A 20,633-nucleotide genomic window follows, 5' to 3' on the forward strand; every position below is an offset into this window, starting at 1 on the left:
CCATGGCGCGTGGCTTTCCGTACAACGACCTGAAGGACTTCCTGGCGGCGCTGGAGAAGGCCGGCGAACTGCACCGCGTTCGGGTGCCGGTCGACCCGACGCTCGAAATGAGCGAGATCGTCACGCGTACTGTGCGCGCCGGCGGCAAGGCGTTGCTGTTCGAGAAGCCGACCCGGGGCGAGATGCCGGTCGCCATCAACCTGTTCGGCACCCCGCGCCGCATGGCGATGGCGCTGGGCGTCGACGACCTCGACGAGATCGGCCAGCGCATCGGCGCGCTGGTCAAGCCGGAGCTGCCGGTCGGGTGGTCGGGCATCCGCGAGGGCCTGGGCAAGCTGATGCAGCTCAAGTCCGTCCCCCCGAAGCGCGTGAAGAGCGCGCCCTGCCAGGAGAAGGTCTTCAAGGGCGCGGAGGTCGACCTCGGCCGGCTGCCCGGCCTGTGGACCTGGCCCGACGACGGCGGAATCTTCCACAACTACGGCCTCACCCACACGAAGCACCCGGAGACGGGTAAGCGCAACCTCGGCCTGTACCGCCTGCAGCAGCACGGGCGCGACACGCTCGGCATGCACTGGCAGATCCACAAGGACAGCACCGCGCACCACGCGGTGGCCGAGCGGCTGGGGCAGCGCCTGCCGGTGGCGGTCGCGATCGGCTGCGACCCGGTGGTGAGCTACTCGGCGAGTGCGCCGCTGCCCGGCGACATCGACGAGTACCTGTTCGCCGGGTTCCTGCGCGGCGAGCGGGTCGAGATGGTCGACTGCCTCACGGTTCCGTTGCAGGTGCCGGCGAACGCCCAGGTGGTGCTGGAGGGTTACGTCGAGCCGGGCGAGCGGCTGCCGGAGGGCCCGTTCGGCGACCACACCGGCTTCTACACGCCGGTTGAGCCGTTCCCGGTGCTGCACGTCGAGTGCATGACGATGCAGAAGAACCCCGTCTACCACTCGATCATCACGTCGAAGCCGCCGCAGGAGGACGGCCCGATCGGCAAGGCCACCGAGCGCATCTTCCTACCGCTCATCAAGATGCTGGTGCCCGACATCGTCGACTACGACCTGCCGGCGGCCGGCGGGTTCCACAACTGCCTCATCGTCTCCATCGACAAGCGGTACCCGAAGCACGCGCAGAAGGTGATGAGCGCGGTCTGGGGCGCACACCTGTTGTCGCTCACCAAGCTCGTCGTGGTGGTCGACGCCGATTGTGACGTCCACGACTACCGCGAGGTCGCCTGGCGCGCGTTCGGAAACGTCGACTACGCGCACGACCTGTTGCTCACCAGCGGCCCCGTCGATCACCTGGATCACGCGTCGTACCAGCAGTTCTGGGGCGGCAAGGCGGGCGTCGACGCCACCCGTAAGCTGCCGGCCGAGGGCTACCACCGGGGCTGGCCGGAGGAGGCGACGATGTCACCCGAGATTGCGTCCATTGTGGACAAGCGGTGGAAAGAGTACGGAATTGGCTAGGGTCCGGGCCTTTCTCAAGCTGGTCGCGATCGAGCACTCGGTGTTCGCGCTGCCGTTCGCGTACCTGTCGGCGCTCGTGGCCATGCGCTCGCACGGCTTCAACGCGGTCGACCTGGTGCTCATCACGGTCGCGATGGTTGGCGCCCGCACGTTCGCGATGGCCGCGAACCGGTTGATCGACCGGCACATCGACGCGCGGAATCCCCGTACGGCACAACGGGAACTGGTCACCGGTGCGGTCAGCGTGCAGACGGCCTGGATCGGCGCGGTGGTCGCGTTGGCGGTCTTCCTGGTCGCCGCCGCGCTGCTGAACCCGTTGTGTCTGGTGCTCGCGCCGCTCGCGGTGGTGCCGCTCGTCGTCTACCCGTACGGAAAGCGGTTCACCGACTGGCCGCACGCGATCCTCGGGCTGGCGCAGATGGTCGGACCGGTGGGCGCCTGGCTCGCGGTCACCGGAACGTTCGCGGGATCCGGGCCGGCGTTCGTGCTCGGTGCGGCCGTCGGGTTGTGGATCGGCGGGTTCGACCTCATCTACGCCTGCCAGGACGCGGAGGTCGACCCGCAGATCGGCGTCCGTAGCGTGCCGGCGCGGTACGGCGTCCCCTTTGCTCTTGCACTGTCCACAGTGGTGCATGTGGTGACGTTCGGGCTGTTCGTCTGGTTCGGCGCGCTCGTCGACCTCGAATGGCTGTGGTGGGTGGGCCTGGTGCTCACCGCGGTCGCCTTCGCCTACGAACACTCCATCGTGAAGGCCGCCGACCTGAGCCGCGTGAACCGCGCGTTCTTCACCGCCAACGGTTTCGTCGGCATCGCGCTGTTCGTGTTCGCGCTCGCCGACCTGGTGACGCGGAGCGCGTTCTGATGCGGGAACCGTGGGTCGTCGGCGTCACCGGCGCGTCCGGAACCCCGTACGCGGCAGCGGTTCTGCGCGCGTTGTTCGACGCGGATCGACCCGTCGACCTGATCGTGTCGCGCGCGGCGCGACTGACCATTCTGGACGAAACCAAGAGCCCGTTCCGGGACGCACACTGGCGCGCGGACCTCGACGCGTGGATCGGCCGCAAGACCGCGCAGGGCGACGTGCGCTACTGGCCGGCCGGCGACCTCGCCGCCGGACCCAGTTCGGGCTCGTACCCGACGAGCGGCATGCTCGTGGTGCCGGCGAGCACGGCGTCGTGTGCCGGCATCGCGCTCGGCCTGTCGAAGGACCTGTTGCAGCGCGCGGCCGAGGTGAACCTGAAGGAACGGCGACCCGTGGTGATGGTGCCCCGGGAAACGCCGGTGACCCGCAGCCACCTCGAACACCTCATCGCCCTGCACGACGCCGGCGCCACCGTGCTGCCGGCCAGCCCCGGCTTCTACGCCGCCGGTGCCGCCGCGTCAGCGGAGCAGCTTGTCGACTTCATCGCGGGCAAGGTGCTCGACGCCGTGGGCGTTCCACACACGTTGTTCAGCCGCTGGAGCGGTCAGCTCGGTGCGCATTGAGCATGCTCAACGCGCACCGACGCGTCAAACCGGTGACTCCTCGCCCAGCTCGCCATCGAGCAGGGCACGAACCTCAGACTCCCGAAAGCGCCGGTGTCCGCCAGGGGTGCGGATGCTGCTGATGCGGCCAGCTGCCGCCCAGCGCGTCACCGTCTTCGGATCCACCCGGAACAGCGCTGCCACTTCTCCCGGAGTGAGAAGACGATCTCCCGTGTCCACAACCCCTCCCAGTTTTGATCACGCGCCGCCAAACGCGTGATCATCGAGGCTTACGGCCAATTAGAGCACCGTCCGTGTGACGTGTCCGAAGAACATGGAAATAGCACGGGTTTGGGCGGATCGGGGCTTAAGCTAGGGTACTTTTCGTGGACGCCATCGATCGTCGCCTTCTCGATCTGCTGCGTGCCAATGCCCGACTCTCCTACGCAGAACTCGCGCGTCAGGTGGGATTGTCGGCGCCGGCGGTGCACGAGCGGGTGGGCAAACTGGAAGCGGCCGGAACCATCCGTGGCTACCGGGCCGACGTACTACCCGAGGCGGTCGGGCTCGGTGTCACCGCGATCATCGGCGTCGTACAGGACAGCGGTGGCGACACCCAGGACGTGCTCGAGGCGCTGCAGGCGATGCCGTCGATCGAGTCCTGCTACTTCATGGCGGGCGAGGAGTCGTTTCTGGCGACGGTGCGCGTCGGCACCATCCTCGAACTCGAACACTTCATCGTCGAACTGAACCGGACGCCCGGTGTCGCGCGCACACGCACCGCGATCGCGCTGTCGACGAAGTGGGAAGGCCGGCCGAAGCCGTTGGCCGATCAGGATTGAGGCCCGTGTGAACCCGTTGACCCAACTGGATCTGTCCACCCTGCGTCGCCGTCGGAGCATGAAGTGGCGGCACTACCCCGACGACGTGCTGCCGCTCTGGGTCGCCGAGATGGACACGCCGTTGGCGCCGCCGATCGCCGCCGCTCTGGAAGAGGCGATCGCGTTGGGTGACACCGGATACGCCGACATCGGCCAGCTCGCCGAGGCGTACGCGGCGTTCGCGAAGCACCGGTTCGGGTGGTGGCCCGATCCCGCGCACTGCGTGCTCGCGGCCGACGTGGCCCAGGGCGTCATCGACGTGTTGCGGGTGGTCACGGAGCCCGGCGACACGGTGCTGATCAACGAGCCGACGTACCCGCCGTTCCGGCGGATCATTCCGAACGCGGATCGGGTGCTCCGCGCGTCACCGATGACCCGGAGCGCCGACGGCCGCTTCCGCCTCGACCTGGATCGCCTGGACGCCGATCTGGCCGATACTGCGGTGCGGGCGTTCCTGTTGGTCAATCCGCACAATCCGACCGGAACGGTACTTACCCGGGACGAATTGTCAGCGGTAGTTGCGCTGTGTTCCCGCCACGACGTGCGCCTGCTGTCCGACGAGATCCACGCGCCGCTGGTGTATCCGTCCGAAGCATCCTTTGTGCCGCTTTTGAGCCTGCCCGAGGCGCAGCGGTCGATCGTGTTCGTGTCCGCCACCAAGGCGTGGAACCTGGCCGGGCTGAAGGCATCGCTGGTCATCGCCGGGGCCGAGGCGGTCGCCGACGTGCGGGCAATTCCAGCGGACGCGGCGGTGAATGCCGGTCTGCTCGGCGTGCTCGCCTCGGAGGCGGCGTTCCGGGCCGGCGGCCCGTGGCTCGACGACCTGCTGGCCGGCCTCGACCACAACCGCACCCTGCTCGACTCGCTGCTGGCCAAGCACCTGCCCGGCGTCGGGTACGTGCCACCCGCAGCGACGTTCCTGGCCTGGCTCGACTGCTCCAGCCTGGGGCCCGATCCCGCGGCCCGCTTCCTGGAGCAGGCGCGGGTGGCGTTCACCCCCGGGCCGGATTTCGGCCCGCTGGGCGCGGGCTTCGTCCGGCTGAACCTGGCGACCAGCCCGGAGATCCTCACCGAGGCGGTGGCCCGGATGGCCAAACTAGCCGAGGGCCCCACCAAGTAGGTCGCTGATCATATCGTTGAACAGCGTCGCGGCGAGCAGCCCGAGCAGGACCATCACCACGAGCACCACCGCCAGAATGATGACCACCTTGGCCGTGCGACTCTTCGGCGTCGGTGTGTCGGCCCGCCCCTGCCCGAGAATGTGACCCGTCAGCGACCCCGACGACTCCACCGGGTTGGGCGCCTGGAACGCCGGCTGCTGCTGGTTCGGGTAGTAGCCCTGGTTGCTGGCCGGTCCGCCGACGTTCCGCAGCCCCGGCGTGGCCGCCCCGTACGGATCGCCGGTGTTGGCGGGCGGCGCACTGCTCGGACCCGCCTCATGGGCACCGTAGACGGTTCCGCCGTGGCTGGACGGATACTGCTGCCCTTGCCGGGGTTGCTGTGCCTGTTGCTGGTTGGGCCAGAGCATCTGCCCGGGTGCTTCTGAGGGTGGTGGTGGCGTGTGCGCGCCACTCGGGCCGAACGCCTGCTGCGCCGGTGCGTTTCCGTAGGTGGATCCGTAGGTGCCCGGCGTGCTCTGTCCCGAAGCCGGAGGCCCATAGGCGGACGCGCCGTAAGTCGAGGGTGGCGGCCCGTATTGAGAGGCGGGCGCCTCACTCGGCGGTTGCCCGTAGGAGGGGGCAGGCGCCGCGCTCTCGCTCGACGGCGGCGGCCCGTAGGGACTTTCACTCGACGGCGGCCGCCCGTATGGAGACGCGGGCGCCTCACTCGGCGGTTGGCCGTAGGACGGTGCGGGCGCCGCACTTTCGCTCGGTGGCGGTGGCCCGTATGGAGATGCGGGTGCTTCGCGTGATGGCGGCGGCCCGTACGGCGAGGCGGGCGCCGCGCCCTCACCCGATGGCGGCCCGTATGGCGAAGCCGCTCCCTCGCTTGACGGCGTGCTGAACCGGCCCGGTGCCTCCGGCCTGGCATGCGCCCCCGCCGACTCGGTGTACGTCCCACCCGAATAACCGACCGACGGCGGCGTCGGTACCGGCGACGGTGGCACCGGTCCCGGCCCAGGCGGCGGCCCTCCGGGGCCAGGCGTCGGATCCGGCAACGGCGGAGTTGGCGCCGGCCCCGGCGAAGGAAACGGCGACGGCTCCGAAGGCCCCGGCCGCCCCGGCTCAGGTCCTGGCCGATGCGGATCCGGCCCGAGCCCGCCGCCGAACGACGCGCCGCCACCGGACGGTTCGCGTGCCCCACCTAACGGCTGACGCCCAGCGCCGCCACCCGGGTCGGTCCCCGACGGATCCCCCCGCAAAGCCTCAACAGCCTGCAACGACTCCACAGCCCGCAGCGACTCGGCCCGATCACTCCGCGGCCGGCTGCTCCCGTACGTCCCCGGACTACTCGGCCCCGCGGCCGCGGCCGCCGCAGCCGCCTCCGCGGCCGTAATCTGGCTGTACTGCGGCACCGAGGCAGTTGCCCGAGCACCGGCGGACCCCCCAGGCGAAACACTTGCCGCTCCCGCTGCGGGCGACAACCCAGCCGACCCCGCAGCCGGCGAGACACTGGCCGATCCGGCGACGGGCGGCAGGCCGGCCGATCCGGCAGCCGGCGAAACGCTCGCCGATCCGGAGACCGGTGGCAAACCAGCCGATCCGGAGACCGGTGGCAGGCTGGCCGATCCGGCGGCCGGCGAAACGCTGGCCGATCCCGCGACCGGTGGCGCACTGGCCGGCCTGGCCGCAGCCCCGTGCCGCCCCGATTCCGGCGTCCCGCTCAGCTCCGCGTTCTCTCCAGCCGGCGCGGACCACCCACCCCGAGCGGGCAGGCCCCCGCCAGCGGAACTGTTCCACCCACCCGCAGCCGCCGGCGCTGGCACCTCGGATTCGGGTGGACTGTTCCAGCCGCTCGCGCGCTCGGGCTCGGCCGCACTGTTCCAGCCGCCGCTCGCGCGCTGCTCGGGCTCGGCTGAACTGTTCCAGCTGCCGCGGGCGGGCTGTTCGGGCTCGGGCGTGGTGTTCCATCCGCGGCTCGGGCTGCCTTGCGCGGGCGCCTCGGGTTCGGGCTGGCTGGTCCAGCCGCTGCTGGCGTGCGCCGGTGGGTCGGGTTCGGGCGGCGGTGCCGGCGCTCCACCACGGCCCGGTGATTCCCCGAAAGGCTGGGCGAACGCTGCCCACGGGGACCCGCCTAGGTCAGGGGCACTGGGCTGCCGGCGCGGCAGTTCGCCGCCCCTGCCCATCGAGATCCCCTCGGGCGGAGAGACCGGATCCAACGACGAAGCGCCGGACGGTGCCGCGGGCGAGAACGGTGCCGCAGGCGAGAAGGGCGCTGCCGGTGAGAACGGTGCGGCCGGCGGCTGCGGCGGAGGTCCGAACGGCGAGGCGGGAGACTGCCCGCCGGATCCGAACGTCGGCTGCGGCGAGCCCCCGCCAACAGGCGGCGACGGCGGCTGCGGCGGCGATCCGCCGAACGGCGAAGGCGGCTGGGATCCGCCGAACGGCGACGAGGACGGTTGCGGCTGCGGCGGCTGCGGCGGCGATCCGAACACCGACGAACCGGGCTGCGAATAAGGCGAAGCCGGCGGCACCGGAGGAGCAGGCGGCGCCGGCGGAGAGGACGCAGGCGCGGGCGGCGAGGACGGTGACGCCGGCGGGGTCGCGCCCGGCCACAATGTGCCGCCACTCATCAACATCGATGGCGGGTTGTACTCATCGTCGTCGTCTTCGACCGGGTCGCCCAGCGGCTCCAGCGTTGCGCCCATCGGGGGCGGTGGGGGGAGCGGCGGAAGTTCTTCGCCGGAGGTTGGCGCGCCCTGGGCGGCCTCGGCAAGCGGGCCGCCCGGCCAGGCCGATGGCTCCGCCTCGACACCCGCGGCGACCGCTGTGCCACAGGTTGGGCACGCCCGCGCCCGACCTGGCAAAGGGTCCCCGCAGGCTCGGCAGCGAACCGCCTCTGGCCCTTCCATGACCGCCTCCTAGCCTGCAGAGCTTGGAGCCCCGCAGTCTAGCCGCTATGGTCCCGAACTCCCCGCGCTGGAGCTACTCGGCGGTCTTGTTGTCGTTGCTGACCGGGAAGTACTCGTCTGGCCGCTTTGCGACTGCCCGGGATCAGGCGTTCGCGACGTCGAACCGGACGGACTGGTCGACGGCTCCTGGGTAGCGGGCGCCGAGCTCGACGACGAGGATCCCGGCTGCGACGAAGAAGATCCCGGCTGCGACGACGACGAGTTACCCGGCTGCGACGACGACGAGGAGGACGACGAAGAGGAGGAGGAAGAAGACGACGAGGACGATGACGACGATCCGCCCGTCGCCGACGAATTGACCGGAATCGCCGGCCATGGCCGGGCCGCGCCGTAGTACCGCGACCACCACACCGAGGAGATCTGCACCTTCTTGCCGGTGGTGGGCGCCTGGATCATCTTGCCGCCACCGATGTACAGGCCCACGTGGTGAATGCCCACCCACGAGCCCGACGGGCCGAAGAACACGAGGTCACCGGGCAGCAGGAACTCCTTGCTGGCGACCTTCGGGGTGGCCCGGTACTGCTCGTTCGCGATGCGGGGCAGCTGGTTGTAGCCGGCACTGCGGTACGCCGCCCACATGAGGCCGGAGCAGTCGTACGTGTTCGGGCCCTCGGCGCCGAACTCGTACCACTTGCCGATCTGCCGGCGGGCGAACTCGATCACCTGCGCGACGCGTGGGTCGGGCATGTAGCCGTTGGACGCGCCCAGGTTGTACGCCGCGCCGACCGACTGCTCGTAGGCCTCGAGTTCGGCCTCGGCCAACGGGTTCGACGTGAGTGCCGCCTTCGCCTGGTCGTACGCGAGTTGGGCGGAGTTGCGCTGGGCCACCAGGCCGGCCTGCGTGGCCTGCGCGGCGATGACGGCCTCGGCGGCCGTGCGCGCGATCGCCTCGGCGCGGGCCAGTTCGCGGGCGAGACCCTCGCCGCCGGCCTGCTGCCCGAGCGCCGGGGTGACCTTGGAGAGCCGGTGCAGGTCGTTGGCGTACTCGCCGAACGGGCCGAGGGCCTTGGACGCCTTGTACGCGTCGGCGGCGGCGGAGTCGGCCTGCTGCCGCAGCTCTTCGACCTTCCGGTCGGCCGACTGGGCCTCGAACTCCTTGGCGCGCAGGTCGGCGTCGCCGAGGGCGACCCGCTCGTCGAGCTTCTTGAGCTGGCCCTCCAGGGTCTGGACGGTGTAGGTCGCGTTCTGCTGCTGCTGGGCGGCGGGGCTGAGACCGGCCGGCACGTTGTTCTGGGTGCCACCCGACTCGCTGGCACCCGCGGCGGTCGCCGGCGGCCGGGCACCGGAATCGGGGACGGCCGGATCGCCCGGCACTGCCACCGCCGGGTGGGCCAGGATCACCGCAGCGGCCGTGCAAACGGTCATAACCGCTGCGAGGACGCCTGCCCGAGCCCTGCCGATCTTATGGATCATGCCTCCGCCTCGTCGCGTGCCGCCGCCGTACCGATCCTTGTTACCTCAAACACGCTCCGAGTGTCGACAGTCATCGAACAGTTCGCACCCAATTGCCAGCTTCGAGGGTGCCCTCGACGACGGCTAGGCTCGTCTGCGTGGACGCCGGACGTAAGCGGGAACTGGAAGCCAAGGTCTACTCGGGTGAGCGCCTGACCAGGGAGGACGGCGTCGCCCTCTACGAGAGCGACGACCTCACCTGGCTCGGACGCCTGGCGCATCACGTGCGCACCGAGAAGAACGGTGACAGGGTGATGTTCAACGTCAACCGGCACCTCAACCTCACCAATGTCTGTTCCGCATCCTGTGCATACTGCTCGTTCCAGCGCAAGCCGGGCGAGAAAGACGCCTACACGATGCGCGTCCACGAGGCCGTCGCGAAGGCCAAGGAGATGGAGGGTGAGCAGCTCACCGAGCTGCACATCGTCAACGGCCTGCACCCGACGCTGCCGTGGCGGTACTACCCCAAGGTCCTCCGCGAGCTCAAGGCCGCGCTGCCGGACGTCTCCTTGAAGTGCTTCACCGCGACCGAGATCCAGTGGTTCGAGAAGATCTCCGGCCTCGGAGCCAGCGAGATCCTCGACGAACTGATCGACGCGGGCCTGGCCTCCCTCACCGGCGGCGGCGCCGAGATCTTCGACTGGGAGGTGCGACAGCACATCGTCGACCACGCCACCCACTGGGAGGACTGGTCGCGGATCCACCGCCTCGCCCATGAAAAGGGGCTGAAGACCCCGGCCACGATGCTCTACGGGCACATCGAAGAGCCAAAGCATCGAGTGGACCACGTGCTGCGCCTCCGCGAACTCCAGGATGAAACCGGTGGCTTCGCGGTGTTCATCCCGCTCCGCTACCAGCACGACTTCGTCGATTCCGCCGACGGCAAGATCCGTAACCGCCTGCAGGCCCGCACCACCATGGCCTCGCCGGCGGAGTCGCTGAAGACCTTCGCCGTGTCGCGCCTCCTGTTCGACAACGTTCCGCACGTGAAGTGCTTCTGGGTCATGCACGGGTTGTCGCTGGCCCAACTCTCGTTGAACTTCGGTGTCGACGACCTCGACGGCTCGGTGGTCGAGTACAAGATCACGCATGACGCCGACAGCTACGGCACGCCCACCACGATGCACCGCGAAGACCTGCTCACCCTCATCGGTGACGCCGGCTTCGTCCCGGTGGAGCGCAACACGAAGTACGAGGTGGTCCGCGAATTCCCCGGGCCGGTCTCGCTGGCCGAACGCCGCGCCGTGCCCCAACAGGTGATCGCCTAGATTTCCACCGGTTATCCACAAGGCCCAGCCAAACCCTGTGGATAACTCCCGCGTTATCCACAGGGCTACGCTCGGGCGGTGTCTACCGCTGCCGTGAAGCCGCCGCGTGGGCTGGCCGAGTTGCTGCTCGCCGGCGCCGGTGGAGTCGTGCTGGGCGCGGTGCTGGTGATCGTCGTCGATCTGGTGTTTGCCCTGGCCAGCCTCGGTGGATTCGGCAGCGCCAGCGGCGTGCTCGCCGTTTTTCCGGCGGCATTCGTCTACTACGAGGAGTACCGGAAGCGGCCGCTTTCGTGGCTCGCCATCCTGTGTGCCCTCCTTGCCCTGATTCTCGCGGCGGGCGTCGGGTACGGCGTCGCCGCGGCGACGGGGCTGCCGCCGCTGGGGTCGGGGATTGCCGCGGCTTTCGTCGCCGCCGTCGTCTACGCCGTTCTCTGGCACACCGGAACGAGAGGAACGAGAGGGAACAATCCGTGAACCCGATGATGAAGTACACGATCGCCCGGCTGGGGCTGTTCATTGTGGCCGCGGCGGTGCTACTGGTGGTCCCGATCGAATTGAACCCATTTCTGAAGCTCGGGATCGCGCTCATCGCGTCCGCTATTTTGTCCTTTTTCCTCTTGCGCAAGCTTCGTGACGATGTGGCCAACCAACTCGCCGACGGAGCCCGCCAGCGCGCCGACCGCAAGGAAAAACTACGCAGCGCACTCGCCGGCGACGACCAGGACTGACGGTATAGGGGCGCCGCTATATAGGCGCCTATTGATTCCGATCACGTACAGCGGAGAACATGAGCGGAACCCGATCGCAGGAGGCGACGCATGGGTTCCACAAAGAAACTCGTCCTCGGCATCACGGCGGCCATCGCCCTCGTGATCGCCGCCGCGCCGGCCGGTGCCGAACCACGGCCCAACCCGACCGGCGCGACCTCCGCTCAGTACCAGGTCATCGGCCCGAAGACCTGGGCAGACGCCAACAACGTCGCCGCGACCGGCGCGTCGGTCGACGCCGTCGAGCACGGCAAGCTGTACATCACCGCGACGCCGGCCGAGGCGACCGCGATCCGCAAGCTCGGCTTCACGCTCGTCGAAGAGCCAAAAGTCGCGGATGGAATCGGAACGTTCGACTTCCCGCCCGCGGACTCGGCGTACCACAACTACGCCGAGATGACGGCCGAGCTCAACCAGATCGTCGCCGACCACCCGACGATCGCCCGGCTGCAGACGATCGGCACCAGCTACGAGGGCCGCGCCCTCTACGCGCTGAAGATCTCCGACAACGTCGCCACCGACGAGAGCGAGCCCGAGGTCCTCTACAACGCGCATCAGCACGCCCGAGAGCACCTCACCGTGGAGATGGCCCTCTACCTGGCCAACATGTACACCAACGACTACGGGTCGGACTCCCGGGTCACGAACGTCGTGAACTCGCGCGAGATCTGGATCCTGCCCGACGTCAACCCCGACGGCGGCGAGTACGACATCGCCACCGGTTCGTACCGGTCGTGGCGCAAGAACCGCCAGCCGAACAGCGGTAGCTCCGCGATCGGCACCGACCTCAACCGGAACTGGGGCTACAACTGGGGTTGCTGCGGCGGCTCGTCCGGCACGCCGTCCTCCGAGACCTACCGCGGCCCGTCGGCGTTCTCCGCGCCGGAAACTCAGGCGTTCCGGAACTTCGTGAACTCGCGCGTCGTCGGCGGCACGCAGCAGATCAAGATGAACATCGACTTCCACACCTACTCGCAGCTGATTCTCTGGCCGTACGGCTACACCACGGCCAACACCGCGCCCGGCCTGAACGCCGACCAGGAACTCACGTTCCGCACCATCGGCAACCAGATGGCCGCGCTCAACACCTACACGCCGGAACAGTCCAGCGATCTGTACATCACCGACGGCGACAGCCTCGACTGGATGTGGGCGACCCACGGCATCTTCGCCTACACGTTCGAGATGTACCCCGGCAGTTCCGGCGGCGGCGGCTTCTACCCGCCCGACGAGGTCATCCCGGCGCAGACGTCGCGTAACCGCACGGCGTCGCTGCTGCTGGCCGAGTACGCCGACTGCCCGTACCGCGCGGCCGGGCTGCAGGGCACCTACTGCGGCACGCCGGGCACGACCGTCTACACCGACAACTTCGAGACGGCCACCGGCTGGACCACCAACGCCAACGCCACCGACACGGCCACCACCGGCGCGTGGGAGCGCGCCAACCCGGCCGGCACCAACTCCAGCGGCGTCAAGCAGGTCGACGTCACGCCCAGTGGCAGCAACGCGCTCGTCACCGGCGCCGCGGCCGGCGCCAGCGCGGGCGACTTCGACGTCGACGGCGGCACCACGAGCGTGCGGTCGCCGGCGGTCACGCTGCCGTCGACCGGAACGCTGACGCTGAGCTACCGGTGGTACCTGGCCCACGGCGCCAACGCGTCGAACGCCGACTTCTTCCGGGTCAGCATCGTCCACAATGGAGGGACGACGGTGCTGTTCACCCAGGCCGGCGCCGCCAGCAACAGAGACGGTTCGTACGGGCTCGGCAGCGTCAACATCAGCGCCTATGCCGGCCAGAGCGTGCGCATCATCTTCGAAGCGGCCGACGCCTCGACGGCAAGCCTGCTGGAGGCCTCCGTCGACGACGTGACCATCGTCCAGAGTTAAAACCTTATGGGACGCGCGCAGCGTCGCCGTTCACGCGGCGGCGCTGCGGCGCAGTCTGATCCAGCGGTAGCCGTATCCGGTCAACGCCAGATCCTTGAGCCCGTCGAGCGGCTCGTAGTCCTGGTCGGCGAACACCTGGTTCAACTCCTCGGCCTCGCCGCGCAGCGAACTCAGGTCCACAGTGGACGGTTCGGCGGAGAGGTTGTGCAGGAACAGCATCGTCCCCGCCGCGCCGTCGGCCCGGTGTACCAGTACACCCCGCCCGACCGGGACGTCGACGTGCGTGCACGTGCCGCAGCCGACCTCCGGGCTCTCCCGGAGCGTGTGGATCATCCGCTCGAACCAGTTCAGCAGCGAGCCGCGGTCGTGCCGGGCGTCGTCCACATTGATCTTCTTGAAGGCGAAGTCGCCGCGCGACACCACCGGCCGGATGAGGTCCTTCGACGGCGCCGTCGAGAAGCCGGCGTTGCGCGCGCCGGACCACTGCATCGGCGTCCGGATCGCGTAGCGGCCGTCCTGCGACAGGTCCTCGCCCATGCCGATCTCGTCGCCGTACCGCAGCACCGGCGTGCCGCGCAGCGTGAACTGCAACGAGTAGGCCAGTTCCAGCCGGCGCCGGTCGCCTTTCATCATCGGGGCGAGGCGCCGCCGGATGCCCCGGTCGTACAGCTTCATGCGCTCCTCGGGGCCGAACTCCTCGAACACGTCGGCCCGCTGCTCGGCGGTGAGCCGCGACAGGTCGATCTCGTCGTGGTTGCGCAGGAACGTGGCCCACTGCGCGCCGTCGGGCAGCTTCGGCGTGTCGCGCAGCGCGTCGATGAGCTGCTCGGCGTCTCCGCGGGCGAGCGCCAGCACCAGGCGGCCGTTGAGCATGAAGTCGAAGAGCATGTGGAGCCGGCTGTGCGCGCCGCCGTCGTCGGTGAAGTAGCGCTTGAGCTCGTCGGGCTCGACGTTCGCCTCGGCCAGCAGGATCGCGTCGCCCCGTCGCCACTGGGTGTGTGAGCGCAGTTCGGCGAGGAAGTCGAAGTTCTTGGGGCTGTTCTGGTTGCCCGGCTCGGTCTCCTCGATGATGAACGGCACCGCGTCCATGCGGAACCCGGCGACCCCGAGTTGCAGCCAGAACGCCACGATCCGCTTGATCTCGTCGCGTACCTCGGGGTTCTCGATGTTCAGGTCGGGCTGGAAGTCGTAGAACCGGTGGTAGTACCAGGCCTGGACTTCCTTGTGCCAGGTCCACGTCTCCTTCTGCTCGCCCGGGAACACCATGCCCTGGAACCGGTCGCTCGGCTCCTCGGCGGACCAGATGTACCAGTCCTTCTTCGGCCCGCCGGCGACGGCTTCGCGGAACCACGGGTGCTCGTCGGACGTGTGGTTCACGACCAGGTCGATCATCACCTTGATGCCGAGGTTCTTCGCGCGGTACAGCAGTTCGGCGAAGTCGCCGAGGCTTCCGAGCCGCGGGTCGACGCCGTAGAAGTCGGTGACGTCGTACCCGTCGTCGCGGCCGGGCGTCGGGTGGATCGGGTTCAGCCACAGGCAGGTGACGCCCAGCCGGCTCAGATAGTCGAGCCGCCCGATCAGTCCCCTGATGTCCCCGATGCCGTCGCCGTTCGAGTCGGCGTACGTGTCGACGTCGAGGGAGTAGATGACGGCCTCGGTGTACCAGCGGGGATCCATGTGCTCCCGCTTGCCCCCGGGACCGTTTTCCTAATCCCTGCCGGCCCTGATCAACCAGATCAGACCCAGCACCGGCAGCACGACGGGTATGAACCCGTACCCCTGCCCGAAGTGCGACCACACCGTGGCGTCGGGGAAGTCGTCGGGCTGCACGTAGCTGATCGTCCCGACCGTGAGCACCCCCACGAGCTCGATCGAGCAGGCGACCAGCGCGACCTTCCGCGCCGTTTCGCCACCCTTCGCGAGCGCGACCGTCGCCACCACGTAGATCGCCGCCGCGAACGCGGAGAGCAGGTACGCGACCGGCGCCTCGTCGAACTTCGTGACGAGCTGGTACGCGGCCCGCACGCTCGCGCTCAGCGCGAACACCGCGTACACGAGCAGCAGCGCCCGTCCTGGCCCGATGTTGATCTTTCTAGCCACCGAGCCCCCAGATCTGCAGCAACCGCAGGAACAGCGGCGCCAGCACCAGCGCACCCGCGGCCAGGATCACCGATCCCCACTTCGTGGGTTCGAGTTTCGCCAGGTAGATCGCGGCCGGTTCGAGGATCACCGCGGTGAGCAGGTACCCAAGCAGCAGGCCGAGTTGCACGTCGTGCCCGCCCGCGATCAGGACGACCGCGGTGACCGTCCACACACCGACCAGCGCCGAGAGCACCCACGCGGCGGTGAACAGGGCACGCCCGGGTGCGCGGTCGAGGCGGGCCGCCACGAACCCCCACACCGCGTACGCCAGCCCGGCCGCGATGACCACGTAGCCCAGCGCGTCGATCACCCGGAAAGTGTGTCAGACAGCTGATGCGGCAGCGCCTTCGCGTGCACGATGTCGAGCCGCGACACCGCACGGGTCAGCACGACGTACAGGCGGTTGAGGCCGCGCGCCTCCGCCGCGACGATGTCGGCCGGTTCGACGATGATCACGTGGTCGTATTCGAGGCCCTTCGCGACCGTCGCCGGAAGCAGCGTTACCCGCTCCGCGGCTTCCACCTCGTCGGCGGTCGCGGTCTCGATGCCGACCTCCGCGAGCGCCGTGCGGAGCCCGGCCACGGCGGCGTCGGGCGCGATCACGCCGACCGACCCCTCGATCGCGAGCGCGCGGCGGACCGCGGCGATCGTCGCGCCGGGCACGTCGTGGTCGTTCGTCACGCGCAGCTCACCGTCGGCGCGCAGGGAAACAGCCGGGGGGACGTCGACAGCGAGCGCCGGCAACAGCCGGTTCGCGAGGACGAGCACCGCGGCCGGAACCCGGAACCCGGTGGTCAACGGCACCACCCGCCCTTGCGGCTTGCCGAGGTGGTCGAGGCTCTCCGTCCACGTCCTGGCGGCCCACGGCGCGGTGCCCTGTGCGAGGTCGCCGAGCACGGTGAGCGCCGCGTGTTCGCTGCGGCGGGCGATCGCCCGGCACTGCATGGGGGAGAGGTCCTGCGCCTCGTCGACCACCACGTGCCCGAAGCTGGTCGGACGTTCGATCAACCCGTTGGCCTCGTCGACGAGGACGGCGTCGGCATGGGTCCACCGGGCGGATTTCCAGGTTTTCGGGGGTTTCGCCCAGCGGATGGCCTCCTGTTCCGCCGGGGTGAGCTCGGTGGTGCTCGGGTCGGTGAGCAGTTCCGCCACCAGCTCCGGACCGGTGACCGCCGGCCACACCTGGTCGAGGAGCGCGGTGACCGGCTTGCTCCGGCCCATCCGGCGGAGCCAGGTGTCGCTGGGCGAGTCGCCCCGCCGGGTCTCCGACTGCCGCTGCAGCAGCCCGACCACCCGGGCCCGGACCCGTTCCCGCCCCACGCCGTACGCCGGGTTCTCCCGTCTCACGTCGTCGACGATGCGGCGCAGCCGTTCGATGGCGATCCGCCACCGGTAGGAATCGTCGGGGACGGTCAGCGGCTCGGTCGGCTTGCCGATGCGCCGCCAGAGCGCGTCCGACAGCACCGCGGCCATCTTCGCGTCATGCTTGACCCGCGCCGCTTCGGGCGTGTCAACCGCCTTGACCGGCACGGTGTCGACCAGCGCGTCGACGGTGGACTGGTGCACGTCGAGTTCGCCGAGGGCCGGCAGCACGCTCGCGATGTAGTGCAGGAACGCCGTGTTCGGCCCGACGATCAGCACGCCCGACCTTCGCAGCCGTTCGCGGTGCGTGAAGAGCAGGAACGCCGCCCGGTGCAGGCCCACCGCGGTCTTGCCGGTACCCGGTGCGCCCTGCACGCAGATCGTGTCGCCCAGCTCGGCGCGGACCAGTTCGTCCTGTTCCGGCTGGATCGTGGCGACGATGTCGCGCATCGGCCCGACGCGGGGCCGCTCGATCTCCGCCGTCAGGATGCGGCTGGCGGTGCCGAGTTCCTCCCCGCGGTCGAGGTGCTCGTCTTCGAAGCTGGTGAGCCGGCCCTTCACGAACCCGAAGCGCCGCCGGGTGCGCACGCCCTGCGGGTCGCGCGCACTGGCCTGGTAGAACGACCGCGAGACGGGTGCCCGCCAGTCGAGCACCATCGGCTCGCCGGCCGCGTCGGTGACGTGTCGTCGCCCGATGTGGAACCGGTTGTCGTCGCTCAGTTCGAGCCGCCCGAAGAAGAGCGGCGTGTTCGGGTCGTCGGCGAGCTCCCGCATCCGCCGGGACATGTGCCGGCCGAGCTGCTCGGCGGTGTAGGCATCACCGGCGACCCTGTCGCCCGTGGCGAAGAGCACCTCGGCCAGCTCGCGCATCCGTTTGAGCGCGGCCCGGGACTCGGTGAGATGTTGACGTTCTGCTGCGAGGTCGGAGTCAAGATCGGACACAGGCACGTGGCGTTCCCTTACGGACCATTCGTGGCTCGCTCGCGTATCCGGGGCGGCGTGGGCAAACCCAGGCGCGGTGACGTCCGCTGCGGTGCAACACACCGCGGCCGTCAAGCGGCCAGCCAGGTTACGCCGATACCCCCAATCCCTCCACCGATTTACAACGCAGGGCTTGTTTGCCAGCCCCTCTGTCCCCTGTTAATAATATTGTTAACCTGGGAGGTTGGTTGGAATGGCATGGGACATTTTCGTCACCTCGCAAGTAAAGGAGTTCCTCGACTCCACCACGGCGATCGTGCATAGCGAACATGAAGGAACTCCGGCCACCGTCCGCCGGCCGATCCGAGGTCAGAATCCTGTTCGTCTTCGATCCTTGGCGGTCGGCGATTCTGCTCGTGGCCGGCGACAAGTCCGGCCAGTGGAGCAGCTGGTACCGGAGGGCGATCCCAGAAGCGGAGCAGCTCTACGCGGAGTACCTAAAGGACCGGGAAGAGGAGCAGGGTCGATGAGCGAGTATGTTCGCTGGCGCGACACCGAACACTATGCCCGTGCCGTGGCGGACGCCGGCGGGGAAGAGGCGTTCAAGGCGCGCGCTCGGGAGCTGGATGACTGGGCCCGCGGTTGGCGGCTCGTCGAGATGCGCAAGCACCGCGGCATGACCCAGGAGCAGGTCGCCACCCACATGGGGATATCGGTGGCCCGGGTTTCCCAGATCGAATCGGGCAAGGTGTCCACCCAGGATGTGCTCGCCCGCTACGTCGCGGCTCTCGGTGGCACGCTCATCCTGGTTGCCGACTTCGGCGACGAGCAGATGCACGTCGCCTGATCAGAGCAGATCCGCGGGCGTGAACGTCCGGACCTCGGGGTGGCCGCCCAGCGACGCGTCGGGGCCGCCCCTCGACCAGAACGCGTACGTCAGGGCCGTACCGCCGGGTTCGGGGAGGTGGGCGGCCCTGCGCTGAAGGTCACCCAGGTCGCGGACGGTCAGCGGACCCGCCTGCCAGCGGCATTCGCCGACCAGAACGGGGTGGTCGCCGGCCAGGCCGAGCACGTCGATCTCCACCGTTTCGTCCTTCCACCAGCGGCCGACCACCGTGTCGGGCGGGAGGTCGCCGGCTGCCACGAGGCGGCCGGCGTGGTCGCGGGCGGCGGCCTCGAAGACCTGCGCCAGGTGCGACTGCCACCGGCCGGCCGTGCGGCGCTGGACGGCCGGGCCCTGCCCGCCCTCGATCAGGTCGGCGTCGTCGCGGAGGACGCGGAACCAGTAGGCAAGGTAGTGGTCGGCGATCTCATAGAGCGGATCGGGCGAGCCGGTGCTCCCCAGGGAGCGGACCGTGCGGACGTAGCCGGCCCGCCGCAGCCGGTCGAGGGTGTAGTCGATGCGTTGCTGGGCCCGGCCGGCGATCCGCGAGCGGCGACGGGCGCCACCGGCCATGGCGGTGAGCACCCGTTCGTAGCCGCCGCGCCAGTCGAGGTCTTCGGAGAGGATGTCGGGCGCGTCGCGCAGCAACAGGCCGCCCGGGGTGAAGGCCAGTTCGCGCAGGTTGTCGTTGGTCGAAAGGCCGGGTGACCAGCGGCTCAGGTGGAGCGGGTAGCCGCCGCAGGCCGCGTACGCCTCGACGAACGTCTCCGGTGCCAGCGAGGGCTGGAACGCCCGCGCCTCGGCGAGCGGAAAGGGGTCCATCCGGCGCTCGACGCCGGCCCTGCGGTGCAACCCGCCCTGCGGGCCCAGCATCTGCTCCATCACCGCGACCGCGGAGCCGGTGATCACCAGCATGAGCCGCTGGTTCCGGACGTGGTTCTCCCAGACGGCCGACACCGTGTCGGCGAAGTCGGCGCGCCCGCCGGTGAGGCGCGGCGCCTCGTCGAGGACGACCAGCAGCGGCTCGGTGCGGGCCAGCCCGGCGACGAACCGCAGCGCGGCCTCCCACGTGGGGAACGTCTCGGGGACCAGGTCTCGCACGTCCTCTTCCAGCTGCTCGCGGAGCGCACCGGCGAACCGCCGTAACTGCCGGTCGTCGGTGTCCTGCCGGGTGGCGGTGAAGTAGACCGCGCGCTTGTCGCCGGCGAAGTGCGAGAGCAGAAAGGTCTTTCCGATGCGACGCCGACCCCAGACCACCGCGAGCTCCGGGTGACCGCCGGCGGCCCGCGCCCAGGCCGCGTTCAACTCGGCGAGCTCGGCCGTGCGTCCCACGATGGCCACCGCACCAAGGTACTACAAACAGCTTGTAGTACAAACTCTTTGTACCGGGTAAGTGCGACGCCTCGTGGGAGGCGTGTTGCGGTGAATGGCACCCTTAGGGGCGTGGCGGAGGACGAGGGCGTGGCAGACGAGGCACCCAAGCGGGCCAAGATCAGCGACCCGCTCGTGATGCGGGCGCTCGCCCATCCGGCCCGGTTGACGATTCTCGAGGAGCTTGCCCTCGGTCGGGCCGGCACGGCCACCGAGTTCGCCGCGGTGTGCGGCCTCACCCCGAGCGCGACCAGTTATCACCTGCGCGCGCTGGCCCGGGCCGGTCTGGTGCAGGAGGCTCCCGGCCGGGGTGACGGTCGCGAGCGGGTCTGGCAACTGGTGGTCTCGGGCGGCTACGAGGTCGAAATCAGGCCCGGCAGCGACGCCGAGACGATCAAGGCCGAGCAGGAACTCGTTCTGATCTGGCTGGCCAGGTCGGAGGCCCGGGTCCGGAACTGGGTGGTGCGGTGGCCCGACGAACCCCGCGAGTGGTACGAGGCGGCCTCGCTGAGCGAGACGATGATCGTGGCCACCGTCGATGAACTCAGGGACCTGAACCGGAAGGTCGCCGCGCTGCTCCAGCCGTACGCGCTGTCGCACCGGGCCGAGCCGCCGCCCGAGTCGAGGATGCTCGCGATCGGCTACCGCACGGTCCCGCTGCCGGATAAGCCGGATAAATCCGGCCACTAGCCCGCAAAGA

The 20,633-nt window shown here is 69.5% G+C and carries 20 protein-coding genes and 1 pseudogene; 13 read left to right on the forward strand and 8 right to left on the reverse strand.

What is annotated here, in order from left to right; translation table 11 throughout:
* Positions 1–2 precede the first annotated feature (2 nt).
* Genes Vau01_RS45835 through Vau01_RS45845 form a run of 3 tightly spaced genes read left to right on the forward strand, consistent with a single transcriptional unit; the run spans position 3 to position 2,948 of the window.
* A complete protein-coding gene (locus tag Vau01_RS45835; RefSeq protein WP_204006752.1) occupies positions 3–1,463 on the forward strand; it encodes a menaquinone biosynthesis decarboxylase in 1,461 nt (486 codons plus the stop codon).
* The gene (gene mqnP, locus Vau01_RS45840; protein ID WP_239152379.1) at positions 1,456–2,325 is read left to right on the forward strand and encodes a menaquinone biosynthesis prenyltransferase MqnP; all 870 of its coding nucleotides are present in this window, start codon (positions 1,456–1,458) and stop codon (positions 2,323–2,325) included. The genes Vau01_RS45835 and mqnP overlap by 8 nt, the downstream gene beginning before the upstream one ends.
* On the forward strand, positions 2,325–2,948 hold the full coding sequence (locus Vau01_RS45845; protein WP_204006757.1) for a UbiX family flavin prenyltransferase: 624 nt from the start codon (positions 2,325–2,327) through the stop codon (positions 2,946–2,948). Before mqnP ends, Vau01_RS45845 begins: the two co-directional genes overlap by 1 nt.
* 24 nt (positions 2,949–2,972) lie before the next feature.
* Here the strand turns inward: Vau01_RS45845 and Vau01_RS45850 are convergent, their stop codons facing one another.
* Positions 2,973–3,179 (reverse strand): BldC family transcriptional regulator, encoded by a 207-nt coding sequence (locus Vau01_RS45850; protein WP_239152392.1) that lies wholly within the window; start codon positions 3,177–3,179, stop codon positions 2,973–2,975.
* A 134-nt stretch (positions 3,180–3,313) separates the two neighbouring features.
* On the opposite strand from Vau01_RS45850, the gene Vau01_RS45855 reads away from it, so the two are divergent.
* Both Vau01_RS45855 and Vau01_RS45860 read left to right on the forward strand, forming a co-directional pair.
* Positions 3,314–3,769 carry an Lrp/AsnC family transcriptional regulator gene (locus Vau01_RS45855; RefSeq protein ID WP_204006761.1) on the forward strand — a complete coding sequence of 152 codons (456 nt, stop codon included), beginning with the start codon at positions 3,314–3,316 and terminating at the stop codon, positions 3,767–3,769.
* Between the two features lie 58 nt (positions 3,770–3,827).
* Entirely contained in the window at positions 3,828–4,928 is a 1,101-nt protein-coding gene (locus Vau01_RS45860; protein WP_204006853.1) for a MalY/PatB family protein, read from the forward strand.
* Here Vau01_RS45860 and Vau01_RS45865 read toward each other — a convergent pair.
* Complete coding sequence (locus Vau01_RS45865; RefSeq protein ID WP_204006764.1) at positions 4,905–5,336, reverse strand: hypothetical protein; 432 nt, start codon at positions 5,334–5,336, stop codon at positions 4,905–4,907. The two genes, Vau01_RS45860 and Vau01_RS45865, sit on opposite strands and share 24 nt — an antisense overlap.
* Before the next feature lie 1,531 nt (positions 5,337–6,867).
* On the opposite strand from Vau01_RS45865, the gene Vau01_RS45870 reads away from it, so the two are divergent.
* Positions 6,868–7,425 (forward strand): hypothetical protein, encoded by a 558-nt coding sequence (locus Vau01_RS45870; protein WP_204006766.1) that lies wholly within the window; start codon positions 6,868–6,870, stop codon positions 7,423–7,425.
* A 440-nt stretch (positions 7,426–7,865) separates the two neighbouring features.
* On the opposite strand, the gene Vau01_RS45875 is transcribed toward Vau01_RS45870, so the two are convergent.
* The gene (locus tag Vau01_RS45875) at positions 7,866–9,245 is read right to left on the reverse strand and encodes a C40 family peptidase (RefSeq protein WP_204006768.1); all 1,380 of its coding nucleotides are present in this window, start codon (positions 9,243–9,245) and stop codon (positions 7,866–7,868) included.
* Positions 9,246–9,430: 185 nt separating this feature from the next.
* Here Vau01_RS45875 and mqnE point away from each other — a divergent pair, with 185 nt between their 5' ends.
* From mqnE to Vau01_RS45895, 4 genes are all read left to right on the forward strand, one after another.
* Positions 9,431–10,600, forward strand: a complete 1,170-nt coding sequence (gene mqnE / locus Vau01_RS45880; protein ID WP_204006770.1) for an aminofutalosine synthase MqnE — start codon at positions 9,431–9,433, stop codon at positions 10,598–10,600.
* 78 nt (positions 10,601–10,678) lie between these two features.
* Entirely contained in the window at positions 10,679–11,074 is a 396-nt protein-coding gene (locus tag Vau01_RS45885; protein WP_204006772.1) for a hypothetical protein, read from the forward strand.
* A gap of 5 nt (positions 11,075–11,079) precedes the next feature.
* The gene (locus Vau01_RS45890; protein ID WP_239152394.1) at positions 11,080–11,328 is read left to right on the forward strand and encodes a DUF4229 domain-containing protein; all 249 of its coding nucleotides are present in this window, start codon (positions 11,080–11,082) and stop codon (positions 11,326–11,328) included.
* Positions 11,329–11,418: 90 nt separating this feature from the next.
* A complete protein-coding gene (locus Vau01_RS45895; protein ID WP_204006776.1) occupies positions 11,419–13,254 on the forward strand; it encodes a M14 family metallopeptidase in 1,836 nt (611 codons plus the stop codon).
* A 30-nt stretch (positions 13,255–13,284) separates the two neighbouring features.
* On the opposite strand, the gene Vau01_RS45900 is transcribed toward Vau01_RS45895, so the two are convergent.
* Genes Vau01_RS45900 through Vau01_RS45915 form a run of 4 tightly spaced genes read right to left on the reverse strand, consistent with a single transcriptional unit; the run spans position 13,285 to position 17,706 of the window.
* Entirely contained in the window at positions 13,285–14,931 is a 1,647-nt protein-coding gene (locus tag Vau01_RS45900) for an alpha-amylase family protein (protein WP_204006778.1), read from the reverse strand.
* Between the two features lie 30 nt (positions 14,932–14,961).
* Positions 14,962–15,354 carry a hypothetical protein gene (locus Vau01_RS45905; RefSeq protein ID WP_204006780.1) on the reverse strand — a complete coding sequence of 131 codons (393 nt, stop codon included), beginning with the start codon at positions 15,352–15,354 and terminating at the stop codon, positions 14,962–14,964.
* Positions 15,347–15,706, reverse strand: coding sequence for a hypothetical protein (locus Vau01_RS45910; RefSeq protein WP_204006781.1), 360 nt, complete (start codon positions 15,704–15,706; stop codon positions 15,347–15,349). Before Vau01_RS45910 ends, Vau01_RS45905 begins: the two co-directional genes overlap by 8 nt.
* Positions 15,703–17,706 carry a HelD family protein gene (locus tag Vau01_RS45915; protein ID WP_239152380.1) on the reverse strand — a complete coding sequence of 668 codons (2,004 nt, stop codon included), beginning with the start codon at positions 17,704–17,706 and terminating at the stop codon, positions 15,703–15,705. The genes Vau01_RS45910 and Vau01_RS45915 overlap by 4 nt, the downstream gene beginning before the upstream one ends.
* Before the next feature lie 287 nt (positions 17,707–17,993).
* Between Vau01_RS45915 and Vau01_RS45920 the strand changes: the two are divergent.
* Positions 17,994–18,209: pseudogene (locus Vau01_RS45920) on the forward strand (type II toxin-antitoxin system RelE/ParE family toxin); the annotation flags it as partial.
* Positions 18,206–18,526: a helix-turn-helix domain-containing protein gene (locus Vau01_RS45925; RefSeq protein WP_204006783.1), complete on the forward strand. Its 321-nt coding sequence runs from the start codon at positions 18,206–18,208 to the stop codon at positions 18,524–18,526. The pseudogene Vau01_RS45920 and the gene Vau01_RS45925, both read left to right, overlap by 4 nt.
* On the opposite strand, the gene Vau01_RS45930 is transcribed toward Vau01_RS45925, so the two are convergent.
* A complete protein-coding gene (locus tag Vau01_RS45930; RefSeq protein WP_204006784.1) occupies positions 18,527–19,903 on the reverse strand; it encodes an ATP-binding protein in 1,377 nt (458 codons plus the stop codon).
* A gap of 102 nt (positions 19,904–20,005) precedes the next feature.
* Between Vau01_RS45930 and Vau01_RS45935 the strand changes: the two genes are divergently transcribed.
* Positions 20,006–20,623, forward strand: coding sequence for an ArsR/SmtB family transcription factor (locus Vau01_RS45935; RefSeq protein ID WP_239152382.1), 618 nt, complete (start codon positions 20,006–20,008; stop codon positions 20,621–20,623).
* The last annotated feature ends 10 nt before the right edge of the window (positions 20,624–20,633 follow it).

The organism is Virgisporangium aurantiacum, from assembly GCF_016863635.1.
Taxonomy (GTDB): Bacteria; Actinomycetota; Actinomycetes; order Mycobacteriales; family Micromonosporaceae; genus Virgisporangium; species Virgisporangium aurantiacum.